The following is a 15,205-nucleotide window of genomic DNA, read 5'->3' as shown; positions in this document are numbered from 1 at the left end:
TCCATTACATATATTCTTTAACGTCAGCCACCTAAGGTTTCTTGAGCTACATTTCCATTTCGTTTTAGTTTATTCCAACCCACGGTTACTCCCTTTATGGCTGAGAGGATGGATTTGATCACCACATATGTCATTAGCTGTTTGTACAAAATACGTTGCAGAAACAATGAACTTAGTGGTTTTGGACTTTCTTTCTCCAAGCGAAACGCATATAGAGCAGTAAAGAAGTCCAATAAGTAAAAAAGAATAAATCCAATCACTGCCTTTTCAGGATGTGGGCTAAAAAGGGCGATAATGAACAATATATCTGCAAGCGGCGAGATGGTTTGATAAAAATATTGGAAAAGCCACATATTTGGGAGGCCAATGTAGCCTAATGTTTTGTGTTTTTTATTGAATAAAGCCCCACGGTGCTTCCATAAGCATTGTAACGTACCATAAACCCACCGGTAACGCTGTTTTGCCAGACTATTTATATCCTCAGGAGCTTCTGTATAGGCATAGGCCTTTTCTTCAAACTCAATCTTTTTTCCATTACGTAAAAGGGTGAGGGTGATATCGGTATCTTCTGCCAGTGTATCTTCTTGAAAATAGCCTGCTTCTTCTACTTCCGTCTTTCTCCATGCACCGATCGCTCCTGGCACAACTGTAATGCAATTAAGTACGGCAAATGCCCTTCTCTCTAGGTTAAAGCCTGTTACATATTCGATATGCTGCCAGTTTGTAAGGAGGTTTCCCTTATTACCGACCTTTACATTACCGGAAACCGCCGCAACATTTTCATCCTTAAAATGGTTAACTAGCAAGGATATAGCATTTTCAGCAATGAGTGTATCAGCGTCAAGAGCCACCACGATTTCCCCGTTTGCCTCTTTAAATCCAAGATTAACAGCGGAAGATTTTCCTCCATTAGGTTTTTTAATTAATCTGACAAGAGGTTGGTTGCCGTATGTTTCTTGGACCACAAGAACTGTATCATCCTTCGATCCATCGTCGATAATCAGTATCTCAAAAGCTAGGTAATCGCTGGATAAAATGGAATCAATTGTTTTAAAAATGACTTTTTCTTCGTTATAAGCAGCAATTACGACACTGACAAAAGGGGTAAAGCTGGGGTCAATCTCGGTCTTTTTATATATTTTTACCTGTTTTCTCGAAAGGAATACTAGGATAACTAGCCGCAAGATCCCGATAAGGATAGCGGAGTAGAACAGGAAGCTTAATCCTTCGCGCCAGCCTTGTATGACCATAAACACAGCCTTATCATAGACCAAATAAGGGTTGTCCGGGTCAGTGGCGGGCATGATCTGACTATTACTATTTTCAATGAGATCTGCAACGGTGGTAAATGTATAGCCGCGCTTTTTCAGTTCGTTGATAATAATAGGCAGGGATTTTACAGTGTTGGAGCGGTCGCCGCCTGAATCGTGCAGCAAAATGATATTACCTTCTGGAAGTTGTTCGAGTACCCGATTGACAATTTCCTCACTAGAAAAACCTTGCCAATCCTCAGAGTCTATTAATTCTCCGACCATGGTATATCCTAACTTCTGAGCTTGTAACACAGGCAGCAGTTTGTCAATTGAGTTCGGTTCGGCATCGGCCACATAAGGCGGGCGAAACAGGGTCATCGAATGACCTGTAATACCCTGAAATAAACGCTGATTGGCATTTAACTCCATTCTTGTTTGAAATGGTGTGATGGATCCAATGTCTGGATGGGTAAAAGTATGATTGCCAATTTCATGGCCTTCATTATGCATCCTTTTAACAAGTTCCGGATGCAACATCGCATTCTCCCCAACGATAAAAAAGGTTCCCTTTATCTGATTCTTGTTCAAAATGTCCAATATTTGTGGTGTATAGGCTGGGTCTGGGCCGTCATCAAAGGTAAGAACCACTTCCTTTGATTCGGATTTACCATACCGAGCCACAACAAAAGGCTTTGGTAATTTGATATAGGTTTCTTTTTGAATCAAACCATGTACATCCATCTGAATCGTTCGTTTCCCAATTTCTGATTGAGAGATCATTTTTAAAATCTCTCCAGCGCCTGTATAGTGCACTGTCTTAGGACTGTCTATGGTTTTAAGGGCACTGGAGGGATTGTCCACTTCCTTTGGTTTATTAATGAAATTCCAGATCGAAGGATCTTCAGAGCCGAGACGCCAAACCGCTACTCCGCTGGAGCCGCTATTATTTGCTAATTTCATTTGATTGTAAAATGTAGCAGCATCTAAAAACCAGACAGTATGGTTTTTCCCATTTTTTTTGTAACGTACATAAGGATTCCCTGCTTGTTTATTCCAATGGATTTGAAGGTTTGTCCCAATTCCCAAATCCATGACATCCCCAAACGTCATTGGATTTGCAGGGTTATTGGAGTTTTCTTCCCAGTCGTAACCGTAGCTTCCCAAACCTACAATCAATTTTTCGGAAGGAATTTGAAGCTGGTTTAAATTCTCCATTACCCAATCAGTAGCTGCAACGGGTCCAGGTTGACTGATAGAATGGTGCTGGTCATATAGCATGACGATCATCCGATCAACATTCGCTGCCAGAGAAGCATAGTCATAACTATTGTCATTTGGCGGGACATCCATTGTCACTATGAGACCTTGTTGATGAAATGCTTCATACACCTTATTCATAAAATCTGTGAAATTCGCTGTATCGTTTGGATGGATTTCTTCAAAGTCTATGTTGATACCGTCAAAGTCATTGGTTTTCACGTACTCCAACATATCTTTAATAAACAGATCCTCAGCGTCGGGAGTAGTAAATAACTGGTGTAGGATTTCGCCGTCCCATTTATTATTAATAAAATTATTAACTAATGGGAGAATCTCAATATTATGTGATTTTGCTTCTTCAACAATAGAATGGTTAGTGCTGTTTTTAAGGGTTAGATCAGGAGTAAGCTGCAGCCACTCCGGTACTAATGTTGTAATAGAATCGCTATTTTTTTTGAAAGAAGTTTTGCTGTTTTCATCCCAATTGACGTAAAAAGCATAGACTTCTTGTTTGTTCGCCTTTTGTGTTTTTACAGCATCATCATTTTCCTGTATAACAGGCGAAGGATTCGTTTTTTGAATCTGGGAAGCAAGTTCTTCTTCAGTGAAACTTGTATTAACCGGCTCGATTGAGCTCTCTGCTGTGCTCTCGTTCAATTGCAGCTCAGGAAATACTGGATTTTTATTTAGGCTTTCAATAAAAATGGTCGATACCAACACAATTAAAATCGTAAAGCCTGCGCTCATTCGTTTAATGATGGACCAGCGTCTATTGGCAGGATCAAGAAAAACATGTTCCTGATTTCGTTCCCTTTTTTTCAGACCTAAATTGTAGAACCAGTGGAAGAAAAAATAGCAGACAAGACCAATTAAGCCTCCAAATGCCCCTGATGCAATGATTTGTGAAGATTGTATTTTATTTTTTAAGGTAGAAAATAACCAATAATCTTCTAAAATACTTAAATCCAGGATAGGTAAATGACGAAGGTTGGGAATAAAAATCGTCATCAACGTGCCAAGGAATAAGGCGATGATATTAAGTCGAAAGAAAAGTGAAAAAGCTAGCAATAATGGAATTCTTAGATTTTCTAAAGGTAAAAAGGCCAGAAAAAAACCAAGTGTACTTGCAACTGCTCCAGCAGTCCCTGTAACAGGTGCAAACAATGATTTAACAATCCACCTAAAAATTCGATCCATTTTAAACGCCTCCTTCTAGGTGTAATGCGAAGAATATTTTAATAGATTAATTAGAAACTATAGGAACGTTAACTGGAAGTTATCCTAGGTGTAGTGCATTTTTCGACAAAAAATGACTAACATAAAAAACTTAGGTAATTGTTTTAAGGTTTTGGGGGTGGAGTAAAAAATTTTAAAAATATTTTTATGGAAATTGAGGTGAATGAGAGGGAAAATAAAAACCTCATTTATATAATGTACGGTGAACCGTACCATAAGTAAATGAGGTAGTAAAAATAAAATAATATTCTTCTTTTGAAGAAGCCTGTCTTTTTCCTTAATTGGTTATATAACTATCAATTATTTAATAGTTTTTGAATCACGAGGTGTGTTAGATTTGGTACGATTTCAAATGAGTAAGTCATTTCCAGTCTTTCAAGTTTCTTGTGAGCATCTAAGCCATAAGGGCCGATATTGATGACTGGTACATTGATATCGCGAATGTCTTGATAGTCTACGAAGAGCTTGGTGCCCCAGCCAGGGTTATTGTTCGATTCGGCATTAATACCGGCTTCGTCATCACTAAGAGCAACAAAACTCATATCAGAGATATAAGGGAAAAAGTTACGTGTTACAATCGGATATTGATAGTATGGTTGTAGTTCTTCCACGGCTTCATCCAATGAAGTAATTAAAGCAAGCTCGTCCGTTGTTTTCCCTGTCAATTCAATCCGTGGAGAGTACAGGGATGAGTAAAACAGAATAATGGCTGGATTTTTATCCTTCATCCATTTCCAAGCTTCCTCTACCACTTTTGCCGCAAACATGCGCGTATCTAGTTCCGTATTTTTTAAAAGCTTTTCTTTAAATTGACTCATATGTGCGGTAAATGTTTCGCCGTTCTCATCGACCAATAATTGTTCCATTTCCTCGTACGTCAATACCCTAGGTTTCCAAGGATGCTGTAAATATGGTTCGCCGCTCAATGTGCTGTATTGTTTATACCTTTCTTCGAAGGAAGTAAGGGCATTGGTAAAAGCAATCATCGCTTGTTCCCTTAATTTTTCAAGCACGTCCTTTGGAGACCAGGAATGAATAAAGAAATTGTAATAAACATAGGCAGCTAAGGCGGTTTGAACGGTATAAGACGGCTTCAAATCCGTTTGTTTTAACGAAACAGGGGGCACGGTCGTCTCACCAAACGCTTCGTTACAAAGCTCCGGATTGTAATTAATTTGCCTTGTCAGCTCGGCGGCAATAAAGTTTGGATCGAGTCCCTCAAAGGCTGAGCCTACATGCGTTTCTGCTCCCGTAATAAAGAAGGATGGCAGAAGCTTTCCAACGGTCCCCTTGTAGATGTAGCGATTTTCGTCGCCTTCATATCTTGGTGAGACGAAATCCGCATTAATCGCGGCTGCATAGTCAAAACCATGTTCACTTCTCCAGCGTTTCAATGTTTTCAAAGCGGAAAGAACACCGTGTGAACTGTCCTCCTCGTCACATTCCGATAAGAGAACAATGTTTCCTTCTAATTCTTCAGGATGCTGAGAATAATAGTTTAAGAGATATAAGTGACTGGCAACCCCGCTTTTCATATCAAGGACGCCGCGGCCAAATAACCAATCCCCCGAATCTAAATGTTCTTTCGCAGCAGCTGGCAGCTGTTCCTGTTTCAGTGATTCCATTAGTTCGTCAGGGAAGCAAGCTTTGTCTTTTAATTGGTTAAAATCATCAATTCCAACCGTGTCAATATGACCCATCAAAATCACCGTGCGGCTGCTATTTCCCTTTGTGCCTTTAACAAAAGCAAGAACATTATAACGCTCTTGATCATCGTTAAGTGTTTGTTCTAAAACTAAGTGGCTAGGGTTTTGTGAAAAATAGGGCATAGAGGAAATCATAGAATATAAAGACTGAGCAATGGCCTTTTCGCCATCGGTATTAACGACACTTTCAATGTTTACGAGCTGTTTCGTGAATGTCAGCACATCCTCACGACATTGCAACATACGCCTGACCTTCTTTTCTAGTAAAATAGTATTTAAAAAAAATGTATCTCAGAAGATAAAACCAGTCAAGTCTTTTAAATTGGATAAAAATTCAACTAAAATTATTATTGCACTTGTTAGAATATTTATTTATACTGAAGAAAGTTTCGTTAAACTAAATATAAAATCCTCATCTTTAAGCATTAGATGGGGTAGAGGTCGCGATTGTTATTAGTATCCTATTGGAGATTCTGTGAAATCTATGAAAATAGGAAAAAGGATCAATCGCCGAAGCTTCTGAAAATCACCTCTTTCAGAAAGCTGGGTCTGCACTCGAATAGGGGCAGAACTGTCACAGTTCCTTGGAATTGTGGAGAACTATCTTCACCAATGCTAATCGATGAGGGTGTACAGAACACCGTCAAATTTACCTTGACGGTGTTTTTTTATTAACTAGGGGGAATATTTATGAAAAAGTTTGTATTTTTATTAGCAGCAATGATGTTGATTTTATCTGCTTGCGGCACTGAGAAGGCAGATGGGGAAAAGGAAGCAAAGGCAAATGAGGGGAAGCTTGAGTTAGTGGAAAAAGGAGCGTTAACATTCTCCATGACAGGACAATATCCACCGTTAAACTTTAAGAAGGACGGTAAATTGACTGGATTTGATGTTGAAATTGGAACAGAAATTGCTAAGAGAATTGGGCTTGAAGCAAACCCTGTAACAAATCCATGGGAAACGATTATCCAAGGATTGAAGGCAAAGAAATATGATGCCATTATTGGAAGTATGACTGCTACACCTGAGCGTGATAAGCAAGTTGATTTCACCAATCCCTATTATCTATCTGGTGCACAGATTTTTGTAGCGGAAGGCAATACGGATATTCAATCAAAGGAAGATTTGAAGGGTAAGAGTATCGGGGTCATTCAAGCCAGCACATGGAAGGATATGGCTGAAGATTTATCTGATCAAGTAAAAGGCTATCCAACAGACGTAAACGCTCTTCAAGATTTGGCGCTTGGCCGTTTAGATGCCGTGATCACGGATAAAATTGTTGGTGTTAGTGCCAAAAATGAAAAAAGCTTAAAAATAAAGGAAATTGGCGATTTATTGAATGAAGACCGTGTAAGTGTAGCAGTTGCTGAAGGAAACAAAGAGCTTGCTGATAAAATCAACGAGGCCATCCAATCGATGATTGACGATGGTACGTATGAAAAAATCAGTATGAAATGGTTTAATACCAACATCATGGAAAAATAAGATTGGAAAAATACTTTAGTGAAAGCACCTAATGTGGGTGCCTTCACTATTCAAAGAAGGAGGTACGCATTGTGGTTTTTGTTGAAAATATTATGAGTATTTTTAGTGAACATGGAATTGCCTTTTTGAAAGCTTCTTGGATGACGATCGCCATAACGGCAATCTCCCTATTATTTGCGATGGTGATTGGTTTAATTTTTGCGGGCTTTAAGATTTCCACTAGTAAAATACTAAATTGGATTGCGGATATCTACATTGGTATTATTCGTGGAACGCCTCTCATTGTTCAGATCATGTTCCTTTATTATGGACTTGCCAATATAGTGAACCTAGACAGCTTCACGGCAGGGGCTCTGGCATTAGGTGTTCATACCGGTGCCTACATTGCGGAAATTTTTAGAGGAGCGGTGCAATCCATTGATCGCGGACAGATGGAAGCGGCGAGGTCACTCGGAATGCCCTACTCTCTTGCGATGAGGAGAATTATTTTTCCACAAGCTTTCAAAAGAGCAATTCCGTCTTTAGCCAATCAGTTTATTATTGGCTTAAAAGATTCTTCCCTTGTTGCGTATATTGCTGTGACGGACCTATATAACACGGCTCTTAGTGTCCAAGGTGAAAACTATATGCCGTTTGAAACGTATTTTGTTGTTGGAGTCTATTATTTAATTATCGTCCTGATTTTCACTTGGGTTGCTAATCGGATTGAAAAGAAAATGGATGTCAGCAAACCTAAGGAGGGCGTGATCGCATGATTAAAATTAGCAATCTTTCAAAATCCTTTGGCAGGCTTGAAGTATTAAAAAATATAAACTTACGTGTAGACGAGAAAGAGGTAGTGGTTCTGATCGGTGCCAGTGGCTCTGGTAAAAGTACGCTGCTACGCTGCTTAAATTTTTTAGAGGTGGCAGAGCACGGTGACATTATCATCGATTCTGAAAACATAGACCTAGCAAAAACAAACTTAAATAAGGTTAGAGAAAAGGTAGGAATGGTGTTCCAGCATTTTAATCTTTTCCCTCATAAAACAGTAATAGAAAATATTACCGAAGCTCCGATTTTTGTCAGAAAAGAAACAAAGGAAGCAGCAAGTTCAAAAGCACTTGCCCTTCTTAAAAAGGTAGGATTAGAGGATAAAGCCAACTACTATCCTGAACAATTATCCGGCGGGCAAAAGCAGCGGGTAGCAATCGCGAGAGCATTAGCAATGGAACCAAAAGTGATGCTTTTTGATGAGCCGACCTCAGCTTTGGATCCTGAGCTTGTTGGTGAAGTGCTACAGGTAATGAAGGATCTGGCACGTGACGGGATGACGATGGTGATTGTGACACATGAAATGGGATTTGCGAAAGAAGTGGCGGACCGAGTCATTATGCTTGCAGACGGAAATATTATTGAAGAAGGACATCCAAATGATATCTTTGTCAATCCAAAACATGAACGAACTAAAAGGTTTTTGAACCAAATATTATAGAAAGTAATAAAACCTACCTTTGGAGTATTCAAGGTAGGTTTTTTATCTTTTTATTAAGTATAAACCTCATATTGAAGCATCACGCTGAACCATACCATAAATAAAAAATAATGATAAAATCAACGGAAGCAAGACTTAGGGTGATTTCCATTTAATTTTTATAGTTTCCATTATTATTGATATGGTATAGTGGTTTAGTTAAATAATTTTGAGATTAGAGGAGAAATTATGAGAAAAGAATGGATTCTTCGCTGGTCTTTTTTTGTTTTTGGACTGATTGTTTTAGCGCTAGGTGCAGCCTTAACGATTGAAGGAAAATTGTTAGGAGCAGGTCCCTGGGATGTGTTTCATTATGGGATGTTCCTAAAGCTGGGGCTGACGATTGGCACATGGTCGATCATTATAGGATTTCTATTGCTTACCGCTTCCTCCATGGCAACGAAAAAATTACCTAAAATCGGTGCGTTTTTAAATATGCTGTTACTTGGTTTATTCATAGATTTCTTTTTGTGGCTATTGCCAGGTGTCGATAGTTTAACTGGCGCCTTAATATTCTTTGTTTTAGGAGTTATTCTAATGGGGTATGGAGTTGGACTCTATGTTTCCGCTGATTTGGGTTCTGGCCCACGAGATAGTATTATGCTCCTGATTGTGGACAAAACCGGCTGGAGTTTACAATGGGTTCGTAATGGAATGGAAGTTCTTGTCCTCATTTTGGGTTGGGCATTAGGAGGACCAGTTGGGGTTGGCTCCATGATAATTGCCTTTTTCTTGGGTCCAATTGTAGGCTTTTCCTTACCGCAATGTAAAACACTTTTAAAGAATTTACTTGTTAATAAGGAACACCAAAAACTAGCAGCATAAAATAGCAAAACGATAGCTAATCTCAAAAGGCGCAGAGCTTAATCTGCGCCTTTTTTAAAAATTAACTTGTACGTTCATTTTACCAATTAACACAAACTTGTTCAAACAAGTTTGTAAAAGAATATTGAGAATATTTTAATTTTATAGTATTGTTTAAATAGATATAGCTTGCTAATTTACATATATAAGCGGCTTACAACTTGTATGTACAACCTTTAATGGGATTGGAGGTATCTATAAACTTAAGAAAAAAGACTCAACATTATTGGTCCGTACAATAACGATGATAAGGAGGAGATAGTATGAATAAGAAAGGTCTTTTTAAGAGTTTCATAGCTGTTTTTCTAATACTGCTATTCTTAATACCCATTAGTGCGTTTGGGAACGAGGCAACAAGTAATTCGGAACCACTTGAATTTAGAAATGCTTCCGTTCATGACCCTTCCATCATTAAAGATCCAAAAACGGGAACTTACTATGTCTATGGCTCACACATTGACGGTGCTAAATCAACAGACTTAGTAAATTGGGATAAATTTACGAATGGATATACTACCCCAGATAATAAAGTTTATGGGGATTTGTCAGCAAATCTTGCTGGTTCCTTTGAATGGGCTGGAGAGAATGATTCTGACTCTAGAGGCGGCTATGCCGTTTGGGCTCCGGATGTTTTTTGGAATAAACATTATGTAAATGAAGATGGTACAAAGGGTGCCTATATGCTGTACTATAGTGTGTCTTCCACGTATATCCGTTCTGCAATCGGGATAGCGGTGTCGAAGAACATTGAAGGGCCATTTCAATATCTAGATACCATTATGTATTCAGGTTTTACCAACAATGAAGCTTATGATCGAAACAGTACTGTGAATAAGCACTGGGAGAATACGAATCTCGCAGATCTCATTGAAGAGGGTGTGATCGATGAGGTAAATCCTGAATGGTTTACGGCTAATGGAGCTTACAATAATAAACTGTACACCAACGCAATTGATGCCAACATTCTTCAGGCTAAAAATAATAAGCTATATATGACTTACGGATCCTGGTCTGGCGGGACCTTTATTTTAGAATTAGATAAGAAAACAGGTCTGCCAAAGTATCCTGGTAAAGATGGTAAAACAGAAGATGGCAGAATGATTGATAGATATTTCGGTACAAAAATTGCTTCTGGCTACGGAAGATCGGCTGAAGGAACGTACGCTGTATATGATAAGGAAACCGGCTATTATTATCTATACATTACGTATGGCGGTTTAGCATCTGATGGCGGTTATCAGATGAGACAGTTTAGATCAGAGAGTCCTGATGGTCCATATGTAGATGCAGAAGGCAACCCTGCAGTATTCCCAGAGTCATTTGATATCGGAGCAGGTAACTTCCCGAGTAATAAGGATCATAAAGATATCGGTAATAAAATGATGGGGAATTCCTTATTTAAAAGAGATCTTGGTGAAGCGGGCACCGGAATCGGTACAGGCTACCTTTCTCCTGGACATAACTCTTACCTTATTGACGAAGAACTAGGCAAGGAATTTATCGTGACACATACTCGTTTCCCGCAGCAAGGGGAAATGCATGAAGTTCGTGTACATCAAACCTTTAAGAACCGTGAACAATGGCCAGTGCCGACACCATACCGTTATGCGGGTGAAACAATCAAGAAAGTTTCAGAAGCCGATGTGAAGGGTGACTATAAATTCATTAACCACGGAAAAGAAATTACAGGTGAATTGACCGAATCTACCTGGGTGAAGTTGAATAGTGATCACACTATTTCTGGTGCAGTAACCGGTACATGGAAATTGTATGGCAAGTACCGGGCTGAATTAACCATCGATAATGAAGGTACGTATGATGGTGTATTTATCCGCCAATATGACCCTACATCGGAGCAGTGGGTAATGACGTTTAGTGCAATGTCAGATGAAGGAATCGTCATTTGGGGAAGTCATGTGGATGCCTCTTCTGATGAAGAATTAGTTCACGCGATCAAACAAGAGTTAGGTACTAGTTTCCCGTCTACTGTGATTAGTGATTTAACGTTGCCAACCGTAGCAACAAGAGGAGCGCAAATCACCTGGGAATCTTCTAATCCAGAGGCAGTGTCCAATGAAGGCGTGGTTACACGACCAAGCTATGACGCTGAAGATGCTGTGGTAAACTTAACGGCGGAGATTACATTAGGTGATGCGACCGAAACATTAACCATAACCGTTACAGTGACCAAAAGGGCAGAAGGCGGCTTAGCGGCTTTCTACGATTTTAATGATGGTTTTAAAGACCTTTCTGGGACAAATAAGGCGGATGCAACCGTGACGGGAGATCGTCTTGATAATACTGGCGGACAAATTCCATTTGCCGAAGGTGTTGCAGGAAAAGCAGCTAAATTCGATGGAAATTCAGGACTACGGTTAGCTGACGGCTTAATTACGGGTGATACATACTCTGTATCATTGTGGGTAAAACCAGATCAAATTACTGAATTTACAACCTCATTCTTTGGGGCAAAAACCGCGAATAATTGGATTAGTGTTGTACCTAAAACAGGATGGGGTAATACGATGGTTTGGTCACACAATGGTGACCAGTGGTATGATGCGGTAACGGATCGGACCATACCTGTAGGTGAGTGGTCACATCTTACTTTAACGGTAAAAGAAGGCCACGCTGTCTTTTATATTAATGGTGAAGCAAAATATACAGGAGACAACTTCCCAAATGTATTTACCTCCATTGATGCAGCATTTGGTTTAGGTGTGAACTACTGGGATACTCCTTTCAAAGGATTAATGGATGAAGTACGAGTATATGATGGATTAGCCCTTCCTGAAAGCGAAGTTCAGTCTCTTTATCAACATCCAGCTGGAGAGTAACAACTGTTGAAAAAACAGTAATAGAATTTTGAGGTTCATCCCCTTTTGCTGATAAAAGAGCAAAAGGGGATTTTTATTTTTATAGATGTTTTCGCAAAAGATTGTTGTTTTTATTATTGGTTACTACGTTTTTTGCTTAAGTCTCCTCTGGTTCGGACACCATGCCTCTTAATTGCATCAAGCTTGTCCGAAGTTGCCACGGGTTCGGACACCATGCCTCTTAGATTCATTAAACTTGTCCGAAGTTGCCACAGGTTCGGACATCATGCCTCTTAAATTCATCAAACTTGTCTGAAGTTGCCTTTGGTATTCGTACAGAAAACAACAAAGTTTACGAAAGAGCCATTTTTATAAAATTCATTTTGATGAACATCACGTATCATTCCAATTGAAATTATAGGGTATTTTGCGAAAAAGGGAGGATTTTGTCAATAAAAGAAGAAATATATTTCGATAATTTTCAATATTTAATCTTTAATTATTTCCATATAGTTAGTATGATTGAAACGTCTAGAAAGATATAAGGAGGAAACAGACATGGACCAAAGCTTTAACTTTTATGATATGTGGAAGGATTATTATTCCCAAACCAGTAAATTATTTGATGAAAAAATCAGCAAGGAGTTCCCTTCTGAAGGGATGGGACAGGTTTTGGAGATGAATCTTCAATTTAAAAAAATGATTGATGAATCAACATTAAAGTACTTGGAGTTTATGAACGTACCAAGTCGAAATGACATTGCAAACATTTCTTCGTTGATTGTTAATGTGGATGCAAAAGTCGATGATTTAGAAGAAAAATTAGAAGAGAAATTGGAAAGCCAAGATGTTCCGGAATCATTTAAAGCAGAATTGACTCATTTAAAGAAAGATATGAAGAGCTTGGACACTAAATTGAATCAAATCCTTACCATGTTAAAATCACAGGAAAAAACGAAATAAAAATAAAAAAGTATTACATAGTTTTTTAAACAACTACTATAGACGGGGTGGATAAAGATGACAGGATTAAGGGATAAAGTAGCAATCGTAACTGGCGGCAGCAGAGGAATCGGAGCAGCAATTGCATTGGAACTGGCTAAAAACGGTGCGAAGGTTGTCATTAACTATAATACTCGCAAAGAATTAGCGGATAGAATCGTTGCAGAAATAAATGAATTCGGCGGAGATGCTTATGCCATTCAAGCAGATGTTTCAGAAAGTAATGAGTCAGCATACCTTGTACAAGAAACAATCAATCATTATGGCAAATTAGATATCCTGGTTAATAATGCAGGAATTACAAGAGACAGCACGTTTAAAAAATTGACAGAAGAAGATTGGAGAGAAGTAATCAATGTTAATTTAAACAGTGTTTACAACAATACTTCTGCTGCCTTACCTTATCTTCTTGAATCAGATGCAGGCCGCATCATCAACATTTCGTCTATTATTGGACAAGCTGGCGGGTTTGGACAAACCAACTATGCTGCTGCAAAAGCAGGACTTATTGGATACACTAAATCACTTGCTCTTGAACTTGCTAAAAGTAACGTAACTGTTAATGCGATTTGCCCAGGGTTTATTGGAACTGAAATGGTCCAAGCCATTCCTGAAAAGGTCCTTGCAGGAATCGTTGAAAAAGTACCACAAAAACGTTTAGGCAAACCAGAAGAAATCGCTCGTGGTGTTGTTTTCCTATGTAAAGATGGTGACTATATTACTGGTCAGCAATTAAATATTAACGGTGGACTTTACATGTAATTGTCATGAAGGTCAGGCTTTATTAATAAATTGATAGAGTAAATAAATCATGTAAGGAGTGAACAGTCATTAGCGTACTTATGCCAACCGATTGGAATGAACTGCTCGAATTTACACCTCCGGAATACAAGGAGATGTATCAACGTGCAGTAAGAGCAAATCAAGTGCTGACAACAGATGCTGAACCGGAAGTAGCGCCAACACCGAAAGAACTTATTTGGACAAGAAATAAAACGAAGCTTTATCGCTATATTTCTGAAAATCCAAAAAAACATAAAATTCCTCTTCTTTTGGTGTATGCCCTTATTAATAAACCCTATGTATTGGATTTAACAAAGGGCGGCAGTTTAGTAGAATACTTGGTTAATCGCGGGTTTGATGTCTATCTCCTTGACTGGGGTGAGCCAGGTTACGAAGATCGAAATATGAAACTCGATGATTACATTATGGACTATATCCCACGTGCCGTTCGTAAGGTGTTGAGAAAATCTAATGTGGATGAAGTTTCGATCCTTGGTTATTGCATGGGGGGAACGATCACGGCTGCATTTGCAGCATTGCATCCTGAATTACCAATCCGGAATCTTATCTTTATGACAAGTCCTTTTGATTTTGAAAAGACAGGCTCATATGGTGCGATGTTAGATGAACGATATTTTAATATTGATAAAGTTGTAGATACCCTGGGTGTTATTCCACCTGAAATGATAGACTTCGGAAACAAAATGATCAATCCAATGGGAACGAACTATGGACCATACATTAGTCTATATGAACGTGCGGATAATGAGAAGTTCATAAAGAGCTATAAGCTATTGCAAAAATGGTTAAACGACGGTATTCAATTCCCAGGTGAAGCTTACCGTCAGTGGATTAGAGACTTTTATCAGCAAAACAAGCTGATAAAAGGAGAAATGGTTATTCGTGGTAAGAAGGTTAACCTAGAAAATATTACTGCGAACGTGCTCAATCTATCTGGTAAAAACGACCTAATTGCCCAGCCGCACCAAGTGGAAGCATTGATGAACGCTATATCTAGTGAAGATAAAGAATATAAATGTTTGCCAGTGGGTCACACATCGATTACATTTGGCAGTCAAGCTACCAAAATAACCTATCCAACCATTGCTGACTGGCTGGAGGAACGATCCAACTAAATATACGAATGAAAGTGTCCCAGATTAATCATTTGGGGCACTTTTTTTATGCAAAACAATATTGAGGTAGTGGTAAAGGTGATTATATTAAATTATCAGAAAACACAAAATCCTAAATGTCCAATTAGGATAGTTCCTTGAATTGCAACAA

10 protein-coding genes and 1 riboswitch are annotated in these 15,205 nt (G+C 38.8%); of the genes, 8 read left to right on the top strand and 2 right to left on the bottom strand.

Annotated features, from left to right (window positions below; translation table 11 throughout):
• Window positions 1-23: 23 nt before the first annotated feature.
• Window positions 24-3,710 carry a polysaccharide deacetylase family protein gene (locus ACY3XC_RS16430; protein ID WP_464869498.1) on the bottom strand — a complete coding sequence of 1,229 codons (3,687 nt, stop codon included), beginning with the start codon at window positions 3,708-3,710 and terminating at the stop codon, window positions 24-26.
• A gap of 335 nt (window positions 3,711-4,045) precedes the next feature.
• Window positions 4,046-5,698, bottom strand: a complete 1,653-nt coding sequence (locus tag ACY3XC_RS16425; RefSeq protein ID WP_464869497.1) for a M20/M25/M40 family metallo-hydrolase — start codon at window positions 5,696-5,698, stop codon at window positions 4,046-4,048.
• A 184-nt stretch (window positions 5,699-5,882) separates the two neighbouring features.
• Window positions 5,883-6,066, top strand: a riboswitch (Lysine riboswitch).
• Between the two features lie 79 nt (window positions 6,067-6,145).
• Between ACY3XC_RS16425 and ACY3XC_RS16420 the strand changes: the two genes are divergently transcribed.
• The 8 genes from ACY3XC_RS16420 to phaC all read left to right on the top strand — a co-directional run bounded on the left by ACY3XC_RS16420 (window position 6,146) and on the right by phaC (window position 15,054).
• The gene (locus tag ACY3XC_RS16420) at window positions 6,146-6,940 is read left to right on the top strand and encodes an ABC transporter substrate-binding protein (protein ID WP_464869496.1); all 795 of its coding nucleotides are present in this window, start codon (window positions 6,146-6,148) and stop codon (window positions 6,938-6,940) included.
• Between the two features lie 92 nt (window positions 6,941-7,032).
• Window positions 7,033-7,695 carry an amino acid ABC transporter permease gene (locus tag ACY3XC_RS16415; RefSeq protein ID WP_464869536.1) on the top strand — a complete coding sequence of 221 codons (663 nt, stop codon included), beginning with the start codon at window positions 7,033-7,035 and terminating at the stop codon, window positions 7,693-7,695.
• Window positions 7,692-8,414, top strand: coding sequence for an amino acid ABC transporter ATP-binding protein (locus ACY3XC_RS16410; protein WP_464869495.1), 723 nt, complete (start codon window positions 7,692-7,694; stop codon window positions 8,412-8,414). The genes ACY3XC_RS16415 and ACY3XC_RS16410 overlap by 4 nt, the downstream gene beginning before the upstream one ends.
• Window positions 8,415-8,642: 228 nt before the next feature.
• Complete coding sequence (locus ACY3XC_RS16405) at window positions 8,643-9,278, top strand: YczE/YyaS/YitT family protein (protein WP_464869494.1); 636 nt, start codon at window positions 8,643-8,645, stop codon at window positions 9,276-9,278.
• A 302-nt stretch (window positions 9,279-9,580) separates the two neighbouring features.
• Complete coding sequence (locus ACY3XC_RS16400) at window positions 9,581-12,154, top strand: lipocalin-like domain-containing protein (RefSeq protein ID WP_464869493.1); 2,574 nt, start codon at window positions 9,581-9,583, stop codon at window positions 12,152-12,154.
• Window positions 12,155-12,691: 537 nt separating this feature from the next.
• Window positions 12,692-13,096 (top strand): polyhydroxyalkanoic acid synthase subunit PhaR, encoded by a 405-nt coding sequence (locus ACY3XC_RS16395; RefSeq protein WP_464869492.1) that lies wholly within the window; start codon window positions 12,692-12,694, stop codon window positions 13,094-13,096.
• Between the two features lie 57 nt (window positions 13,097-13,153).
• Window positions 13,154-13,897 (top strand): 3-oxoacyl-ACP reductase, encoded by a 744-nt coding sequence (locus tag ACY3XC_RS16390; RefSeq protein ID WP_179157941.1) that lies wholly within the window; start codon window positions 13,154-13,156, stop codon window positions 13,895-13,897.
• A gap of 80 nt (window positions 13,898-13,977) precedes the next feature.
• Window positions 13,978-15,054 (top strand): class III poly(R)-hydroxyalkanoic acid synthase subunit PhaC, encoded by a 1,077-nt coding sequence (phaC, locus tag ACY3XC_RS16385; protein WP_464869491.1) that lies wholly within the window; start codon window positions 13,978-13,980, stop codon window positions 15,052-15,054.
• The last annotated feature ends 151 nt before the right edge of the window (window positions 15,055-15,205 follow it).

The organism is Bacillus sp. CZDM1 (genome assembly GCF_055502545.1).
Note: the sequence above shows the minus strand (reverse complement) of the source record. Positions and strands in the feature narration are given on the sequence as shown.